At 65.3% G+C, this 17625-nt stretch carries 18 protein-coding genes; all 18 read right to left on the bottom strand.

Annotated elements, in window-relative coordinates; translation table 11 throughout:
* Nucleotides 1–12: 12 nt before the first annotated feature.
* Nucleotides 13–2922 carry a conjugative transfer ATPase gene (locus L6D89_RS18375; RefSeq protein WP_236200741.1) on the bottom strand — a complete coding sequence of 970 codons (2910 nt, stop codon included), beginning with the start codon at nucleotides 2920–2922 and terminating at the stop codon, nucleotides 13–15.
* Nucleotides 2922–3371: a TIGR03751 family conjugal transfer lipoprotein gene (locus tag L6D89_RS18370; protein WP_012205987.1), complete on the bottom strand. Its 450-nt coding sequence runs from the start codon at nucleotides 3369–3371 to the stop codon at nucleotides 2922–2924. The genes L6D89_RS18375 and L6D89_RS18370 overlap by 1 nt, the downstream gene beginning before the upstream one ends.
* A complete protein-coding gene (locus L6D89_RS18365; RefSeq protein ID WP_012205986.1) occupies nucleotides 3352–4761 on the bottom strand; it encodes a TIGR03752 family integrating conjugative element protein in 1410 nt (469 codons plus the stop codon). The genes L6D89_RS18370 and L6D89_RS18365 overlap by 20 nt, the downstream gene beginning before the upstream one ends.
* The gene (locus tag L6D89_RS18360) at nucleotides 4751–5680 is read right to left on the bottom strand and encodes a TIGR03749 family integrating conjugative element protein (protein WP_026383919.1); all 930 of its coding nucleotides are present in this window, start codon (nucleotides 5678–5680) and stop codon (nucleotides 4751–4753) included. Before L6D89_RS18360 ends, L6D89_RS18365 begins: the two co-directional genes overlap by 11 nt.
* A 5-nt stretch (nucleotides 5681–5685) precedes the next feature.
* Complete coding sequence (locus tag L6D89_RS18355; protein WP_012205984.1) at nucleotides 5686–6378, bottom strand: PFL_4703 family integrating conjugative element protein; 693 nt, start codon at nucleotides 6376–6378, stop codon at nucleotides 5686–5688.
* Nucleotides 6375–6785 carry a TIGR03750 family conjugal transfer protein gene (locus L6D89_RS18350; RefSeq protein ID WP_023124764.1) on the bottom strand — a complete coding sequence of 137 codons (411 nt, stop codon included), beginning with the start codon at nucleotides 6783–6785 and terminating at the stop codon, nucleotides 6375–6377. Before L6D89_RS18350 ends, L6D89_RS18355 begins: the two co-directional genes overlap by 4 nt.
* Before the next feature lie 13 nt (nucleotides 6786–6798).
* Nucleotides 6799–7158 carry a TIGR03745 family integrating conjugative element membrane protein gene (locus tag L6D89_RS18345; protein WP_012205982.1) on the bottom strand — a complete coding sequence of 120 codons (360 nt, stop codon included), beginning with the start codon at nucleotides 7156–7158 and terminating at the stop codon, nucleotides 6799–6801.
* 16 nt (nucleotides 7159–7174) lie between these two features.
* On the bottom strand, nucleotides 7175–7408 hold the full coding sequence (locus L6D89_RS18340; RefSeq protein ID WP_012205981.1) for a TIGR03758 family integrating conjugative element protein: 234 nt from the start codon (nucleotides 7406–7408) through the stop codon (nucleotides 7175–7177).
* Nucleotides 7405–7788 carry an integrative conjugative element protein, RAQPRD family gene (locus L6D89_RS18335; RefSeq protein WP_012251136.1) on the bottom strand — a complete coding sequence of 128 codons (384 nt, stop codon included), beginning with the start codon at nucleotides 7786–7788 and terminating at the stop codon, nucleotides 7405–7407. Before L6D89_RS18335 ends, L6D89_RS18340 begins: the two co-directional genes overlap by 4 nt.
* Before the next feature lie 98 nt (nucleotides 7789–7886).
* On the bottom strand, nucleotides 7887–8648 hold the full coding sequence (locus L6D89_RS18330) for a TIGR03747 family integrating conjugative element membrane protein (protein ID WP_012205979.1): 762 nt from the start codon (nucleotides 8646–8648) through the stop codon (nucleotides 7887–7889).
* Nucleotides 8645–10828 (bottom strand): type IV conjugative transfer system coupling protein TraD, encoded by a 2184-nt coding sequence (gene traD, locus L6D89_RS18325; protein WP_014596099.1) that lies wholly within the window; start codon nucleotides 10826–10828, stop codon nucleotides 8645–8647. The genes L6D89_RS18330 and traD overlap by 4 nt, the downstream gene beginning before the upstream one ends.
* 4 nt (nucleotides 10829–10832) lie before the next feature.
* A complete protein-coding gene (locus tag L6D89_RS18320; RefSeq protein WP_023124763.1) occupies nucleotides 10833–11381 on the bottom strand; it encodes an integrating conjugative element protein in 549 nt (182 codons plus the stop codon).
* Nucleotides 11378–11983 carry a transglycosylase SLT domain-containing protein gene (locus L6D89_RS18315; RefSeq protein ID WP_012205976.1) on the bottom strand — a complete coding sequence of 202 codons (606 nt, stop codon included), beginning with the start codon at nucleotides 11981–11983 and terminating at the stop codon, nucleotides 11378–11380. The genes L6D89_RS18320 and L6D89_RS18315 overlap by 4 nt, the downstream gene beginning before the upstream one ends.
* On the bottom strand, nucleotides 11965–12702 hold the full coding sequence (locus tag L6D89_RS18310; RefSeq protein WP_012205975.1) for a TIGR03759 family integrating conjugative element protein: 738 nt from the start codon (nucleotides 12700–12702) through the stop codon (nucleotides 11965–11967). The genes L6D89_RS18315 and L6D89_RS18310 overlap by 19 nt, the downstream gene beginning before the upstream one ends.
* A gap of 14 nt (nucleotides 12703–12716) precedes the next feature.
* A complete protein-coding gene (locus L6D89_RS18305; RefSeq protein WP_012205974.1) occupies nucleotides 12717–13358 on the bottom strand; it encodes a hypothetical protein in 642 nt (213 codons plus the stop codon).
* Entirely contained in the window at nucleotides 13355–13933 is a 579-nt protein-coding gene (gene pilL2 / locus L6D89_RS18300) for a PFGI-1 class ICE element type IV pilus protein PilL2 (protein WP_012205973.1), read from the bottom strand. The genes L6D89_RS18305 and pilL2 overlap by 4 nt, the downstream gene beginning before the upstream one ends.
* A 142-nt stretch (nucleotides 13934–14075) precedes the next feature.
* Nucleotides 14076–15797 carry a UvrD-helicase domain-containing protein gene (locus tag L6D89_RS18295; protein ID WP_071543045.1) on the bottom strand — a complete coding sequence of 574 codons (1722 nt, stop codon included), beginning with the start codon at nucleotides 15795–15797 and terminating at the stop codon, nucleotides 14076–14078.
* Complete coding sequence (locus tag L6D89_RS18290) at nucleotides 15794–17596, bottom strand: ATP-dependent nuclease (RefSeq protein WP_012205971.1); 1803 nt, start codon at nucleotides 17594–17596, stop codon at nucleotides 15794–15796. Before L6D89_RS18290 ends, L6D89_RS18295 begins: the two co-directional genes overlap by 4 nt.
* Nucleotides 17597–17625: the final 29 nt, after the last annotated feature.

The raw sequence follows: 17625 nt of genomic DNA, 5'->3' as shown, positions 1-17625 counted from the left end.
AGTCTCCGGCGGCTATTGCGGCAGGCCCAAGGCCGGCGACTCGATGCCGCGCGCCTGGTCGATCTTCTCGGCCACCTTGAAGGCCGCGTCGAGTTCACTGATGCCGTGCTGTTGCATGAGTTGGTAACGCTCGGCTTTCTCCTCGGGTTCGGTCTGCGCAAGCGCGAGATAGAGGCTCGGTGGCACGGCCCGAAACAGCACTTCCAGGCTCTTGGAGAGGATGACGCCCTCGGTGAACTTCCCGGCTTCCTTGCGCGCCGAAAGCATCACCGCCTTCTGCGCAGGCGAGAGTTCGCGGAAGCGGGCGATCTTCTCCACCTCATCGGGTGGCATCGACAGGCAGATCCACCACTCGATCATGTTGAGCATGGGCTCTGCGGCGCGCGGCAGATCGTCGATGTTTTGTGTGGCGAGCCAGAACCAGGCCCCCAGCTTGCGCCACATCTTGGTGATCTTCACCACGTAGGGGGCGAGCAGCGGGTTCTTGGTGATGATGTGCCCTTCGTCGGTGACGTTGATGATCGGGCGGCCCAGGTACTGATCGCGCTCGGCAATGTTGTTCACCGTGCTGATCAGGCTTATGTAGGCAATGGAGAGCTGCGCGTTGTAGCCCTCGCGGGCATAGGTCGCCAGATCGACCAGGGTGATGTCGGCCTCGGGCCACGGCGAACCGTCGCGGTCGAACATTTCACCGTCCGTGCCTTGGCAGAACATGTCCATGGCGTCGGCCATCTCCAGCAGTCGCACACGCCGCATTTCCGGCAGCGTCGGGTCCTGGCTGCGCGTGCGCAGCGCATTGCGCACATCGCGCGTGAGCACGGTGCGCTTCTCGCCATCCTTGCTGTGGCAGTGTTCTGCGGCATCGAGGATGCACTGACGGATCAGCGAGCGGTCGGCCCGCGTCATCCGGGCTTCTTCCTTGTCTTCGCCACCGGTGATCATCAGCCTCGCGGTGATCTCCAATTCGCCCAGTACGTCGCGCTGCTCATCTGCCTCCATGGCCACAGCATCGGGCGGCAGGTCTTCGTCCAGGGCATCGGCGTCGAGCGTCTGCACGTCGCTGGGCGTCTCGATCAGCCGGCGCGCATCCGCGAACGGCGCCAGGGTAACGCCCGAGCCCGGCGCGAGCTTGACCCGGTTCACGGTCAGGCCCAGGCGCCGGGCAAAGTCGCTGAACAAGCCAAAGCTGTTGCCGGCCTCGACAATGAACAGGCGGGGTCGGTAGATCGCCGTGACCTGATTCAAGAGGTTGTTGAGGGTCGCCGACTTGCCCGAACCCGTCGGGCCGAACAGGAACAGGTGGGCGTTCATCTGCCGGTCCAGGCGGTTGAGCGGGTCGAAGGTGATCGGCCCGCCGCCGCGGTTGAACATCGTGATGCCGGGGTGCCCCGTACCCTGGGCGCGGCCCCACACCGGCGAGAGGTTCGCCGCGTGCTGGGCGAACATCAGTTGGGTGTACCACTTGCGCCGATCCTGGCCGGGGTTGTAGCAGCACGGCAGCCAGCGCAGGTAGCTGTTGAGCGGTGCCACCTCGTCGTCCTCGCGCACCGGCTGCAGGCCAGCGTTGAGCATGACGTTCGCCAGATCCAGGCCGCGTCGGTCCAGTTCCGCCTCATCGCGCCCGCGCAGGTAGAACGCCAGCGTGCCGCGATAGAGCTTGTGCGCGCTGCCGATCAGGGAACGGGCTTCATGCACGTCCTTGAGCGTCTGCTCCGACGCCAGGGTTTCGCCGACCGCTTTCTTGGCCAGGTGGTTCAAGTCCGCCTCAAGGACATCCTGCGGCGTGGCGACCATCGTCAGGCAAAGGGTGGTGTCCTCGGGCATCTGGTCGAACAGCGTGTTGATGGCATCGCCTTTGCGTGTCTCGCCGGTCAGGTGCCCTGTGCCCGGCGGCATGCGCAGGCGGTCGGTGATCAGCACGCGGTGCGGCAGGCCGTCGAAATGCCAGGTGCCCTGCGCCACGTCGGAGCGCGGCTGGCCGAAGAACAGCCGCTGGCTGAAATCCCGCCCGCTCGCCAATTCGATCTCGCCGTCTTCGCCGGCCTCCGTACTGTCGGGGTAGCGCGCCAGCGCATAGAAGCGCTCCCTGTCTTCGGCCCCAGGCCCAAGCAACGTGGGACGCGGGTTGAACCAGCGCAGCAGCCAGTCGTGAACATCCGCAGCCACCATGCGCCGGGCCTGAATGCCGGCGTTCGCCAGTCCGCCGCACAGGCGGTCGCAAACGATATTGAGCATCTGCTCGGGCGTCTGCCCGCGGCGGCTGTTTTGCCCTTGGCCGGTCACGCGGCGATAGACCACCATGCGCACACGCCGGGTCTGGCCGCGCCAGCGCAGCCGTGTGACCACCGTGTCCTCGAACAGACCGCCCGGCTTGGCCACCGCGCGCAGGTGATGGCCGAAGAAGCGCAGGTAGAACTCGGTGAACGCCGTCTCACGGGCGCGCGGCTGCACATAGTCGCGCAGGGTCTGCATGTACTGGTCGAAACTGGGCTCGTCCTGAGCGTAGAGCTGCAGCACCCAGGGGTTCTCATCCAGTTCATCGAAACTGTCCTGCAGCGCGTTTTCCAAGGCATCGCGGGCCTGCGCGAGCCAGCCAGGTTCCCGGCCTTCGGTGCCCAGCGGCACCAGCTCGTAGAACGCCGCCACCGATTGCCCGTCCTCCAGCAACATGGCTTTCGACTGCGCCAGGAACTCCACCCAGGGCAGCAGTTCCACGAACGACGGCGCGACCTCGTACAGCGCCTGCTCGTCTGCCAGGGTCGCCGGCCTGCGGCCTTGCACCGCCGTGCCGGGTTCGGGGATGCCGACCTGGCGCAGTGCCTCGACGTGGCGTTGCCAGCCGTCCGGCTGCTCGTCGTCGTCAGCATCGGATGCGGCCAGCTTCGGCGCGGTCGGCTTCGGTCTGGGGAGTTTCCAGCGCATCAGTAATCCTCCACGCGCTCGCCTGGCATGGCGTACTGCACGCGCTGGTACAGCGGGAACACGGTCGTATAGCCCGGAATCGGCACTGGGTCGGTGCCCGCCAAATGCGGATACACGTACATCACGAGATCGGGGTTGGGCAGGCGCTGGAACTGGCGGTAGACCTCGTTGCGCGCCGTGCGCGTGTAGCGCATCTGCTCGGCAGGCGCGGCCTGCACGTCCATCTCGGTCAGCGGCCTGCGCAGGCTCTGGCGCGCATCGAGCAACTGCCTGCGCGCTACCTGGCCGGCACCACCGCCGCCGTCGCCGGCGTTCTGCTGCCAGATGTTCATCATCGTGCTGTCGCCGTGGGTCAGCAGCTTTTCCTTGCTGGTGGCGCAGCCACCGAGCAGCGCGACGGCCAAGGCCAGCGCCAGGCCCTGAGCCCAGCTATTCAAGTTCGAGGGCATGGCTTTCTCCTGCGCGGTGATCGACCTTGCGGCCTTCGGGATCGAAGTCGATGGCGAGCGGCTTTTCGAGGTGGACGGCGACCTTGGCACCGGGCTGCACATAAACGGCAGCGAAGGCCTGGCCGTAGAGCTTGTTGACCCAGCTCGACATGTCCTGGACGCCGCTGGCGAGAATCCGGCCCACGGCTTCCTGGCCGCTGATGCCCACGCTGCCGATGGAGCCGTCGGCGCCGACATAGGACGCCCTGCCACTGTCGGATTCGATCAGCGAGGCCACGCCAGCCCCAGCCGCCGTGATCAGCGCCTGGGTGCCGAGGTACTGCTGCGCATTGCTGCGCCGCTCGCCGCTGACACAGGGAATGCCGTGCGGGTCGCTGATCCAGCCCAGGCCGTCGCGTTGTTGGTTGTTCTGCTGGTTGCCCTCACGATCCTCGGGGATGGTGCGGATGGTCCCGTCATGGAACACGAAGGTGATGCTGCGCACCTGGCCGCGCACGCAGGAGAGCGTCCAGTCGCCCGATGCGGTGCCGGAGAACACGGCCCCGGCCACATCGGGAATGTCGATGCCGTTCGCGGTCAAATTGTCAGGCCCGACCAAGACCTTGAAGGGGTATGGATCGTTCACCGTGCCGTCGATCGGCACGCGGCCAATCAGCGCCGTCATCGCCACCGACCCCATCAGCGTCGAGTTGGTCGGCACGGTATAGACGGGCGTCGGGCTCTTGACGCCTGCCGCGCGTGCGCCCGCGTTCGCCACGGTTTGCGCTGTGGTTTCCAGCGTGCTCTGTGCGGAACCGAAGCTGGTGGGGAAGCTTATGCCGCCATTCGACCTGCCACGCCCGTCGCTTTGTTTCGCGTCATCCGGCTCCACCCAGCGCATACCGCCTTCCATGCCGGCCTCGTCGCCGTCACGCAGGCCCAGCCCCACCGGCAAATCGGCATGGCCGCCGCCACGCCCGCCGATGCTGTCCAGGCGCTGCTGCAGGTCAGCGAGCAGCCCCTCGGTCTGCTGGCGCGCGCTGGCCGCCTGCTGTTGGTCGCGGCGCAGGTTGGAGCGCTCGGATTCGAGGGCGGAACTGATGCGTTGGTCGATGGCGTTCTCGCGCTGGCGCAGTCGCTGGTTCTCCTCACGCTGCGACCTGTTGTCGGACAGCGCGGTCTGAAGCTCGGTGCGCAACTGCTTCACCTGGGCAACCAGCGTCGCCACGGTGTCGCGCGGGGTGTCACCCTCGATGCCCAGCGCCTTCATTTCTTCCGGCGTAAGCCTGCCGCCGCCATCCGCGACAGGCGGTGCCGACGCACCGCCACCGGAAAACAGCCGGATGGCGACAAACAGCACCAGCAGGGCCACGGGGATCAGCAGCCACTTCAGGAGTCCGTTACTGCGCATGGCGGGCCTCCCTGTCGTCGCTGGCTGCTGCTTTGGGCTGCGGGAGATGCACAGCGGGGTCGAAGCGATGGATCGCCGGCAGCAGCGATTGCGCGAGGCCGTGCCCGCGCGTCACCAGGTACAGGACGGTGGTGTCCTCGGGGGTTCCGCGCGGGCCAAGCGCCTCGTGCTGGAAGGTGGCGGTGAGGAAATCCCCTTGCAGCACGCGCGGGTCGAGGCTGATCCAGTCGCTGCTACTGTTGGTCAGGCGCACGGCAGTGACCCACTGGTCTTCCAGGCGCCACGAGGCGAGCGCGACCGCGCGTGCCGGCAAGGTCGGCATCAGCGTGCCGAGGTCGAGGTCGCGGCGCAGGTTGACCCGCATGACGCCTGGCAAGGCTTCCACGGTGCGCAGCGGTGCGTAGAGGTTCTGCGCAGCAAAACGTGTCAGCACGACGGGGATTGGCGTTTCGCGCCGCGCCGTCCGGGTGCCCGCCTGCTCCTGAGCTCGTGCATGGGGCGCATCGGCACCGTCAGGCTGATCGCCATAGCGCGCTGTTGAGTTGTTGCCCTCGACGATTCGCACCGGTTCCAGCTCGGCTTCGCCGTCCTTGGGCGGCTCCGCCGCAATGTCGAGCAGGATCAGCGCGCCGGTGTCGGCGTCCTGCAATTGCAGCCGAGTGGGCTCGATCGGCTCGCTGGCGCGCAGGTACACCGCGCCGCCCGCGCTCTGCACGCGCAAGCGCTCACCGACGCCTGCGGGAACGCCCACGCGGACGTTTCGGTCGATGAACACGATGCGCTCCTGGCCGACCTTCAACGGCACCGCCAGCGGCATGCGCTCCCAACGCAGGATCTCCACCGCCTGGACAGCGGGGGACACGACCACTGCGGCGGCCACGGCCAGCAGCCCCAGCAGCGCGAGTACAGGATGCTTCATGGGCTTCATGGGGAATTACCTCCTTGAGGCGCTTGCGGCGTCAGGCCACCAGGCACCGGGCGCGTCGGCTCCGGTGCGCTGATGCGCTGGGGCGTGCCCTCGTAGCAGTCGATCACCAGGCCGAACGGGTTGCGTGCGGGATCGACGTCCACCCGCGCGACCTTTACGGGGTAGCGCACCAGGGCGCGTTTGACCTGCTCGGCGCCGTAGTACTCGTCGGCGCTGATGTCCAACGTCACCACCCAGTCGCGGTCGGAGATCACACGCACGCGCGCCGTGGGGTTGTCGCCATAGCTGCGACCGGGGATTTCGTAGATGCCGCGCACCCGCTGGCGCAGTTCGCCGGTGCTGCGGCGGTAGTCGTAGTCCGCCTTGAGGAATGCCTGGCAGGACGGGGTGAGGTACGGCGAGAGCGTATGGAGGTTGCGCGGGTAATCTTCTTCGCCATTCGTCGGCCAGCGGTTGAGGGTCTGGAACACGTAGAACGTGAACGCATAGACCGACTCGGGCGGCACTTCCCACCACTTGCGGGTACTGCCGGAGCGTAGGTCAGGCGGGACGTGGATGGTCAGATCGCGCGGTGCGCTCCACCAGCCGCCGCCCATGACCAGGGCGACGATGACCAGCGCACCCGCGCCGAGGCGCAGCGTCTTGATGTGCGCCTGCAGGTGGGTGATCTCGTTCTTGAAACGGCTCATCGCGCGCCCCCGTGCATGCCCCTGCGGATGGTCCAGAAGCCGGAGCGCGAGATCAGCACATGGCCGCCCACCCAACCGGCCATCAGCGGATGGCGCGTGGCAATGCGCCACTGCAACTGCCGGTACAGCCAGGTGTCGGGACGCCCACGCTTGAGACGGCGCAGGATGCCGCCGCCGATGAAAACGCCCAGCGCCACGCCCAGGACAACGAAGGTCGGCGCGATGGCAATGGTGCGTAACACCCAGGACAGCGGCGCGCCAACCACCAGGCCGGCAGCGCCGGACAGGCCGCAGCAAATCCACAACTCATCGGCAGTGAGGCCGCGCACGACCACCGGGTGCCTGTTGAGCCGGTGTGGAAGGAACGTGACTGTCCCATCGGCACGGACATGCTGTTGCTCGGACATAGCCCGTCCTCGCTTACAGGATGCCGGTGGCTTCGGTGAGCAGCCAGATGCCGATCACGAGCAGGACGGCGCCGATGGCGACCGTGAGACCGAACTGCCCCCAAGTCTTGCGACCGGTGTGGATTTCCGCGTAGGTGCCGTAGGCGTGGTAGCACACGCCAATGAACATCGACGCCACCACCAGGAGGGCCACGAGCATGATGATGTCGTAGCCGTAGTTCCTGATTGTTTCCATGATGCCGCTGCCGGCGCCGCGGGTCGGGTTTTCCAGCTGCGGCAGACCTTGCGCAAACGACAGCGCGGGCAGCGCGGCGGCACCCAGGGCGACGGCGGCGCGTTGGACAAAACGAGTAGTGAGGATGCGGTTTGGCATGGTCAATCCCTTCAGGTCAGGAGAGGAGGAAGAACGTCATGACGAGGTACATCGCGACGAAGCGGATGCAGACGCCGAGGAACTGGCGTTGGTTGAGGCGGTTCTCGGCCCACCCCACGTAGGCCGTTCGGATGGCCCAGACGCCCCAGACGAGCAGAACCGCAAACACGATGCCGACCAGAACGGTCGCCATCGCGGACGGCGCGATACCGCTGTTGGCTTGAAATGCCGAGACCTGGGCGCCGTTCATGGTCTGCCCTGCGCAGTCGTCGGCAGCGATGGCGGGGCGGTCCGCTCGGTGCGGTACTCACCAGCCAGTTCGGAGAGGTCGCGTGGCTGGGCGCGCGACGGTGTGAGATGGGCCTGGATGCCGGCGCGCACACGCGCCAGATCAGCCAGCAGTCGTGGGTAATCGAAGTGGTAGCGCTCGCCCGGCTGGATGGGTGCGTGTGCAGCGCCATCCGCGATGGTGCGCTCCAGCGCGTCGAGCTGGCGTAGCGCGGCAACCAGCTCCTGGCGCTGTGCCGGGGATTCGGCCAAGGCAACCGGGAACTGACCCATCAGCAGGGCCGTCACGAGAAAAGTGGGCACGCCGCGATGCGCGGCGCGCAGCCAGATCGGAGCCAACATCGCGCCATTCCTGTGTGATAAGCAATGGCTTGATCGTGGCGATCAAAGGCGTATCAGGCCGCAAACAATAAGAACCTGCGGATGACCGGATTGATGGCCTAGAGGTACTTCTTGAAGCTCCCTGCAGTCAGGCTCACGGCCAGCCCCAGCAAGCCGGCGCTGGGCAGCAGGATCAGCAGCGGATGCACCGAGATCGGCAGCGCCAGGTACGTGACCCAGGGCAGCACGGCCAGCGGCATCAGGCTCGCTTTCGCTCGGTGATAGATAAAGCCGGATTCCCGGCCTGCGCCGAACCGGCGCACATCCCGCCGTACCAAGCCGTCGATCAGGCCGACGAAAGCGGCCGTGAAGATCAGCGGCAGCGTGAGCGCCAGGACCAGCAGGCGCACGAGGAAAGTAAGCGTCGTGAAGGCTGCGGCGATCAGGTAGCTCTCCGTCCAGACATAGACCTGGCTGATGAAGTAGCGGAAGTTGCGCCCTCCGTCCTGGTTTTTCCCCTGGCTGGGCGCGCGGGCGCGCTCGGCGGTCTGGCTCATGCGCTCCAGGAGCCCTGATCGCACGAACACCCATTCATAACCCGTGTCCACCAGCTCGTGCGCCGTTCGCCCCGGCTCCTGCACGACCACGCTGCGCGTGAAATGCTTGGACAGGTGCCCCAGCTCGTACTGCAACATTTGCTGGGAGTGCTGCCAGCCCTGGTCTTTCCAGAACAGGTGCATGCCGATGCACTCCATCAGGATCGAGAACAGCAGCGAGCCGACCAGCACCCCGAGCAGCCGGAGCGGCAAGGTGATGGTGCCGACGATCAAGCCCTGGCGGCGGTTCTGCTCGCGCTGCGCAGTCGAGGCGGCATCGCTCATGGCGCGGCCTCTTCGCTGGCCGTGTCGCCCGTGCCGGTGATGGGTGTGGCGATGGCCGTCTCATCGAGCAGATCGTCCGGCAAGGCCGCGTCCTGCAAGACCGGGGAGCTGGTGAACTCCCACCACTGCGTGGCCTCGCTGTAGCTCTGGCGCATGTGCCCGGCCAGTTGCTGCAAGTCCGCCGGCATCACTTCATCCGGGTCTGGCGCCGGCAACGGCATACGCACCTTCCAAAGCTGACCGCCCTGCAGCAGCGCGAAGCACTGGCCTTTGGGCAGGCCGACGATGTGCGATGGCTCGATCATCGGCACGCTGGACATGCTGATGCGGTCCTGGGTGTTTGACGTAAAGTCTGTCGCTCCACGAATATCGGAGCTGTCGGTCGCGCCGCTGACGATGGTGGTCGTATAGACCTCGACCTTCGGCAATTGCCGGGTCAGCAATTCAGCGGTAGCCGTCTCGCGCACGCGCAGCATGAACAGGTTGTTGAAGTTGCCGATCACCTGACCGGCCTTCGCGCGGTTGCCAATGCGTGCTTCGATGTCCGAGAGCGTCTGTGTGTACGCGGTGACTTGCAGGCCAGCGCCGCCGCCCTTGTTGATCAGCGGGATGAACTCGTCGCCCATCAACTCGTTGAACTCATCGGCATGGACGTTGATCGGCACGCGCGAGCCAGCCGATGCGCCCGGCAGGCCGTCGTCGATCCCGTGCTTGTAGATGTGGCCGGCGACCGAAACCAGGTCGGAGAACATGGAATTGCCGACTGCGGCGGCGACCTCGGCGTCGGACAGCGCATCGAGGCCGACATAGACCACGGCGCGCTTTCGGATGACCTGCATCCAATCGAAGATCGGGCGTGGGTCGGCCAGGTCGGAGTAGTTCGGGGCCAGAAGCTGGGCGATCTTGCCGCTGGTGAGCTTCTCCAGCAGCGGCAGCAGCGATGCGACGATCTTGTCGAAGTAGGTCTTGTCGTAGCGCACTGCCGAGCGCAGGCCGTCGAGCACCGGGTCGTAGTTGCGCGCCTGCGAGAGGTACTGCTCCAGCGCCACCACGCGCTTTTCGCGCCCGATCATGTTGCGCGGGATGTTCTTCTCGTTGAGCTTGGCCTCGATCTGGACGATGACCTCCCAGGCCTTGGGCTCGGTCTTGGCGAAGTAGTGTTGGGCGTACTCGATGAACAGCGCGTCGATGTTGATCACATGGCGCTGGATCAGCATGTAGTCCGGGCGCTGCCCCAGTTCCACCAGGGCGCGGGCGATGATGTTGACGAAGCGCCACGCAAACTCGCGAAATGCCGCGCTGTTGCCTTCCCCGGAGAGCTGCCCTGCAACACGGGTGGCCACCTCGCTGATGCGCCCAAAGCGGCCCACAGCGTTGTAGCGCGCGGAAATGTCGGGCCAGCCCAAGTGGAAGACATAGAACTCGCCCTCGCGCCCCGCGCGCTTGGCCTCGACGTACACTCGCTTCAAAAGATCGGCGTCGCCCTTGGGGTCGATGACGATGACGACCTCGTGCTCGCCGTCGGCGTTCTTGCGCCGGATGTCCTGAGTCACGAACAACTCGGCCAACCGCGTCTTGCCCACGCGCGTGGTGCCCAGCACCAGCGAATGCCCGACGCGCTCACCCAGCGGTAGGCTGACGTCCACCTCATCGGGTTCGATGCCGTGCAGGCGCGGCAGGCCGCCCACAGGCGGCAGCGGGCGCACCGGGTTGAAAGGCACATCCCAGCCCGTGAGCGCAGGTAGCCGGGACAGCGGGAATGGCGCGAACTCCAGCCGTTCCTCCAGCCTGCGCGCTAGCCGGTAGGCCGGCGTCAGCTCGACGTAGCGGCGAAATTCCGGTCTGTATGTCTGCATCAGCCGATGGGTATGTTTCTGCTCCCACAGAAATCCGCGTCCCACGAACAGACGCTGCTGGCTGACCGGCACGTCCTTGCTGGTCATCACATAGCGCGGCAAGCGGCGAATGTTGCGTCGGTAGCGCAGGATGACGCGGGCATCGCGGTAGCGGATGGCACCGTAGATGCAGAACGCCAGCGCACTGCCGACGCCCATGGCGGGGCTCAGCGCGAGCGACCACGGGGCCACCAGGGACAGAAACGCGGCGCCTGCACACGCCGCGACGGTATAGAACTCCACCGCTGGGCGCAGCAGAACCTCGACCGGCTGTTTCCCCGACATGGCTTCATTGCTCGATGCCGGTGGCTGTGATCAGCACCGGGTAATGCCGCAGACCCAGGCGCTCGGCCAGGTCGTCACCGGCCACAGGCGCGAGGGGAACGCCGGGCACCAGGGCGCGCAGCCGTGCCAGGCCCTGCACGGTCTCGACGTTAACCACCAGGCCCACCGCGCCGCGCTCGCGCAGCGATGTTGCCTGGCGACGAAGCCAGGCGTGGGAAGCCTCGTCGTCGCCGACGACTACGAAAGGCCGCAGGCCCGGTGCCTCGATCACCCGCCGCGCGACGGTGCCAGGCGTGAGCTTGGCACTGCGCACCGGCAACATCGCGGCCTCATCCATGGGCGTGGCGGGCACCGTGAGTATCGGGATGGGCGGTCGGGCTGGAGCATCGGCGCGCGGCTGAAGATTCAGAGCCTCGTAGTACGGCAGCGCCGACGTGCCGCCACGGTCTTCGACCACGATCAGCTGATCGCCGGCACGTGAGGCCAGCGGCAGAGCCGCCAGCAGCACGAGCAAGCCCTTCAGTGTGAGATGGGTCAAATGGGATGTTTTCATGGGGTGCTCTCCTGGTGCACGGCGATGGCCGCGGCGGTTGGGTGTGTGCCCTGCACACGGGCAAGGTGGCGCGACACGCTGCGCCGGTAACGAGCCGCAGGTTCTCCGCCCGCAGGACGGTGGTAGCGACCGATCGCCGGCAACCAGTCCTCGCCCGAGGTGTGCTGCTCTTTCAGGATTTCAGCGGCGATGGCGAGGTTGCTGTATGGGTCGAGCAGGTCGCACGGGCTGGCGTAGCGCTGCTGGTGGTAGCCGAGGTTGATCTGGCCCAGGCCCGCGTCGATGCGTGTGTGCGGCGTGGCGCGCATTGCCTGCTGCAAACCAGCGCAGGCGTCGGCACGGGTGGTGAAGCGGCGCGACTGACCGGCGACGTTGAGGGACCACGGCCACGGGACGATGCGCCCGTTGCGGCGGATGCCGCTTTCCTGCAAAGCCACGGCGTAGAGCACCGTCGAGGGGATGCCCGCGCGCTGTGCGGCAAGCTGGTAAGCCGGTGGCGGAAGCTCCTGGGCATGGGCGGCGCAGGCGCACAGGCCCGCCGCGATCACCAGTGCGCGCAAGCACTGCGAAACGGAGGTGGCCGCTATGGCTGGCGCTGCCATTGACCGTTCACCTCGCGCACGACCGCAGGAAGGTCTCCGGGCAAGCTCAGCGACAGCCACCGCCCGCCATCATGGTTGAGCGTGATGCCACCGCTGCGCACGCGCGCCGGATCGACGTTCGCACGCTTGGCCCAGTCGCGGATGCGCGTGTCGTCTTGGCGGCTGCCGACCATGTACAGGTCGAACTCGGTGCCGGAGGATTGCAGGCGCTGCACGAGTTGCCCGCAGGCCGCGCAGCCGTCCTTGACGAACACGGCCGTGCGGCCTGAACCGCGCAAGGGATTGGCGCTTGTGCCGGCGCCGGGTTTTTCGTCAGGCAGGTTCACCCGCTGCATGCCGGGACTCAGGCGCTGCCAGGCCTGGTCGTAGGCACGCTGGTAGGCGAGCAGCTTCTCGATACGGCGCGCCTCGACCTGCACCTGCAGCTCTGCGTAGCGGCGCCGTTCCTCGTCGGTGCGCGCCTCGATGCCCAGGGCGGACAGTGGGTCCAGGTTGGGCGAGTAGATGCCCAACGGCCCGTCCATCAGCTCGCGATAGCGAGCCCACTCCTGCGGTTGCAGGCCCCAGTCGCCTGCCACTCGGTCGTCCAGGGAGCGAGTAACCAGCGGGCGCTCCTGGCTGTGCGCACTGCCGGCGGGAGCCGTGGCCGGCTGCTGCGCCCAGGCGGGCAACTGGGCAGACGCGAGCAGGAGCGCGGAAAGGATGATCGACGGTTTCATGTCGTGCGCTCCGCTCAAGGAATCGCCATGCGACGGGTCTGGTCGCCGGCCTGGAACACCGCAGTGTTGCCCTCGACTGCCTGCAGGCGCCACGGGCCGACGGCATCGCCGGGAAGCAGCACTTGAAGCTGGTCGGGCGTGAAGTTCCCGTTATTCGGTGTGACGGACAGGCTGCGCTGGCCGGCGCGAAGTTCGGCGCCGACGATGCGGAACGGCAGTGGCGGCGGTTCTGGTTTGGCGGTGGGCCTGCTCGGTGAGCGCGGCTGGGCGGGCGCTGCGGCACGCAGGGCGCTTGGGCGTGCCTTGATCTGCTCGACTTCCGCACGAAGCGCCTGAAGGTCTTCGGCAGCGGCATAGCCGCTCAGCGTTGTCTCGACCTGGGCGGCGCGTGCTTCCAGGCGTTCGCGGGTATCTTTGAGGTCTGCCGCTGTTGCGACGACTGGACGCTGCTGGATGGCCTCAATGGTCTCGGCCAGGCCCACCGCCTGCGCTTCGAGACGTTGCAGGCGGGAATCAAGCAGCGTCTGGTCGGCCTGGTCGTTCATGGTCTGGTAGCTCAGGGCAGCGAAAACGCTGAGGCTGATCAGCCAGAGCCACATTAGGCTCTGCAACACCACGGCGGAGATCGGGCGCCGGGGAGCCTGCGCGGTATTCATGGCTGGCCTCCCGAAACCGAAGGCATCAGCGGAAACGTCTGCACCGCCTCGGCAACAGGCGGCTCGTGTGCGTGCTCGGCGGTCGCACTGCCTCCAGGCTGCTCAAAGCAAATCTGCCGTGCCCGTTCATCCGCATGCAGTTCCCAGGCCGGGCCGGCCAGGGTGAGCAGCGCATCGCGCAAGGTCATGGGGCCAAGATGCCGGTGCGCCGCCGGCAGCGGCAGCGCATACAACTCGGTCACGGCGCTGGGCGTCTCGCAAAGCTGGTAGCCACTGCGTTTGAGCACATGCCGCAGCCCATCGCCCACCGTGGCGCGGGCATCCTCGGGCATGGACACGTCGATGGTCTGCAACAGCAAGTCACGCTGCGCCGCCGTGGGTGCCAGCTCGACCAGCGTGTAGCGGCCATAGCGCACGACGGGAATGAACTCGGGTGCCTCGGGTTCGGGAGCGGAGGAGACGCCTTCTATGGCGTCTGGCACCAGCGGCGCGGTGGTGGTCGCGCAGCCGCTGGCCAGCGCTGCGGCCAGGAGACCAGCGCCGACCAGACGCCGGGATACAGGGATTGCGGGCATGGCATCGGCTCTTCTGTTGCGATGCCGATACCTTGGCGGAGCGCCGTTGAGCGGTCAGCTAGGAATGCGGACTGATGGACGACCGCTTTTTCAGAAACATGCGAAGACCGTGCTGATTTGGACAGTACTCGCTACCAGCTGATTACAAAAAAATGCTGCGGTCTCCCGATGGCGTCAGGATTGTTGCTCTCTTCATAGCTCTTGTGACTGCGACCCGCAGTGCCAAAAGGGCTTGGCTTTGACGAGAAGTATCTGCATTCGCAGGCACAATTCGTCCAGCATATCGCCCCTCGTAAATCAGTACCTCGTCAAACTCCTTACCCTTTGCTTTGTGAATGGTCATGAGATGAACTCCACGCCATTCCTTGGCGGCTGCTGTGAAGTGCTCCTGCAGCAAAGCGCCCCGGACAGCTTCGATAGCGCCGACATACTGTCCTTGGGATCTCCAAAGCTCTGACAAAGACGCCCGCAGGTTTGAGCCCTTGTGAAGCAGGCGGAGATACTTGGCATCAGCGGCAACGCGCGACAGTTGGCCAACGGCAGACGTCGCGAGAAGCCCCCGCGCAGTCAACCAGTCTTCTTCAGGATGGCCGGTGAATACGACGTCCTGGCGAAGCGCTGCTAGGCGCGCGCACTCGCTGATCAACGCTTGGCGATTCTTGCCGCGGATCTTTCCGGAGACCAAGTATTGGTCGATGGCGTCGGCCATGTCGAGTTCCGCCTGCGCAGGGCGTTTGGTGCCACTGCGGCCCCGGATGTGGGTATGTAAGGCGGAGAGTAGCCGCGCAGCCAGAAGCTCCGAAGGGCCTCCTTCCATTAGCGTGGCGATGACGTTTGCCGCAAGCGCCGGGGATTCCGCGTCCATCGCCACCTCGTGGCGAAGGTTGGGCATGCCATCGGACTCCGCGGAGAGGTAGTCGGACACTTGAAGCATGAAGGCCTTGGATGGGACGAGCACTGCGATGGACCAGGCCGGCTCCTTGCGAAGTCGCTTGATTGCCTGGATGAGCTGGGCCTTCGCATGGAAATGCGGACCCCTTCCGTAGTACACGCCGTACTCGACCACCGACACATTGGCATAGACGGCGCCCTTGTTTTTCCCGGTGAGCAAGTCTGAACCGTACGTTGCGATGTCGGTTCCGGCACTGCGATGATTCTCCCCTTCAAACTCGACTGGCAAGGGGTCGAACTGGTCCACGAATTCCTTGAGCCGCTGAGGATCGGCGCCGCGGAATTCGTAAATACGCTGGTCGGGGTCGGCCAAGGCAATGATCCTGCAGCCGCGTCCAAGCTCGCGGACCATCGCCCATTCGTCGGCGTTCGTGTCCTGGAACTCGTCCACGACGAGTATCGGGTAGGTCGCTGTGTAGATACCTGCCAGCCGCCGGCTGCGGCGCAGCAGTTCAGCCGTCAACTGGGCGAAGAGGTCGAAGTGGAGCAGCCCCTCTTCATGGAAAAGGCGCAACTTCTCCTGGTGATGCTGCTCCTTGGCAAAGTGAGCCAAGCGCGCGGAGCCCTCGGGAGGTGGTAGGAGCTGGAGCGGCTTTCCGTTGCTGAGCAGATAGCCATGACTTCGCAGAACGCTCCATGCGAAGCCGTGATAGGTGTTGACATCTAGAAGTCTCAGATCATCCGCGGTGATGAGTTCCTTGGCTTTCTCAAGGACCCGTGCCACTGTGGGCCTCGCGAAGCTGAGAAACAGGATGCGCTGGCCTGATAGGAGCTTTGCTGATCGAATCTCGTCCCTGGCTTTGACCAGGGCGACATGCGTCTTTCCGGAGCCTGGACCACCCATGGCGAGCACGTGCCCCGTGCTTTGCAGAAAGTCCCTCTTCTGCGGTGTCCAGTCTTGTTCGACCGTCATAACTCTTCGTCATCGAACGGTGCTGCCGCCGCTGACGGCACGGGTGGCAGCGGCGGAGGTTCGACGGTGATGTGGATCACCCGCAGCGTGTCCCGGACATACTGCGGCATCTCCGCCTCGGTGCAGCACCCGAGCAAGTCGCCGGCATCGCCGCTTCCCTTGGCCCAGCCAAAGAATTGCCGCAATGCGTCGCGAATTTGCTCCACGGTCTGGGCGGCGTTAGGAGTTTTGGCGATCAGATGGTTCGGCCACGCGTTCTCCGCGACGAGGCTGAGCGCATATCGACGAAGGGCTGCCTCCGCGGTGTGGTGCAGCACTACGTTCTCGAAACCTTTCTCGGCAGATTCAAATGAGTGGTGCACGGCGGCCTTGATGGCAGCGGAAGCGGCTGGTTCCTGCTTGTCGAACACAGCAAAGACCGTCTTGCCCAAGTCTCTAAAGAACTTGCCGAGAGGCGCAACCTGCGCATCGGTTTGCGCATCGATGACGGCCACCCCCAGGGCCTCAAGCGTCTTGTATTCTGTGGGGTTCAAGTCGTTAAGCCGGCGCGCCGCTGCAGGTATCGCATCGAACTCCGTTCGACCTTCGACAACAAGTACATATCGGGCAAGCAGCGCTTCACAGAAGCGGGCCCTGAACTCTGCCTTGTATGCCTTGGGCTTGACCGCTGGTGGGTATGTCGCCAGCATCGCAGAAAGCTTGCCCCCGTCACGCCGCAGCACATGCATCTCGGACGGCGCGAATTCTTCGAGCACATAGGGCGAGTGCGACGTGAAAAGCGCCTGTGCCGACGTCTCGCGCACGCTGTTAACGATGCGCTTCTGGGTATGTGGCGGAAGGGCGATCTCGGGCTCCTCCATCGCGAAGATGACGTTCTGCTTCAGGCCCGCGATGATGGATAGCAGCGCCAGCACCAGTGTATTGATCGTGCCGGTGCCCTGATGGTGATATGGCGCGCAATAGGTGCTGCCGTCCGGACGCTTCGCGCCGGTGCCCATGAAAACGGTCAAATCCTTGCGCAGGGCCTCTCTAGTGAGATCCGACACGCGCATGTGAGGTTCCTCTGCCCAGTCAGAAGGAACGAATCGGCGAACAGCGTCCTGGACGTCCTTCAAGAGCGGGGCGATGCCGAGTTCCGGCTTATCGGCCACGGGGAGTTTGCGCAACTCGTTCAGCAGGTCTTCCCACATCGTCACGCGCTTGTCTTGAAGCCTGAGGATGACATCAAGCAACGACCCGCGCTCCAGGCTCAATGCCCGCGCCCCTGTCCTCAGCGTCCGGAGGTACAGGAAGCCGCACTTGCGCTTGTCGGTCGTTTTGAAAGTTGGGTGAGTACCTTCAGCTAGCACTGGGGTCGCGAAGAAAGTATTGCCCGTGAAGTCGTCTTCTTCCTTGTCGTAGCGACCCTCGAAAAACACCCGCAGCGCGGCCGACACGTCTGACGCATCCGTGCCTTCCGGGGGCGGGCCTACGAGTAGCGTCTTTTCCGTGGCGGACCACCACTCGATGTGGTCACGAAAGTGTCGCTGCTGCTCGGCGGACAGGTCACTGACGATAACTTCAATCCGAATGAGAACCGGATCTCCCTCTTCATCCAGGTAGCGCCCGGCGTGGAAGTCGTGCTCGTCGATGACGGGTCTTCGGGAGAGCCGTTCCGGGCCGAGGACGAGATCTATGGCCTCCAGCAGCGTTGACTTCCCGACGTTGTTGTCACCGAGAAATACGCTGTGGCCTGACAGCGTCACGATGCCGGATTCAATCCCACGAAACTTTTCGACCTTGACTTTTGCAATCTGCATTGGCTCCCCCGATTCTGCTCATGTGAGTT

Origin of the sequence: Pseudomonas pseudonitroreducens (assembly GCF_021603645.1) — a bacterium.
In the GTDB taxonomy this organism is placed as follows: domain Bacteria; phylum Pseudomonadota; class Gammaproteobacteria; order Pseudomonadales; family Pseudomonadaceae; genus Pseudomonas; species Pseudomonas pseudonitroreducens.
This window is presented reverse-complemented; position numbering and strand designations above follow the sequence as displayed.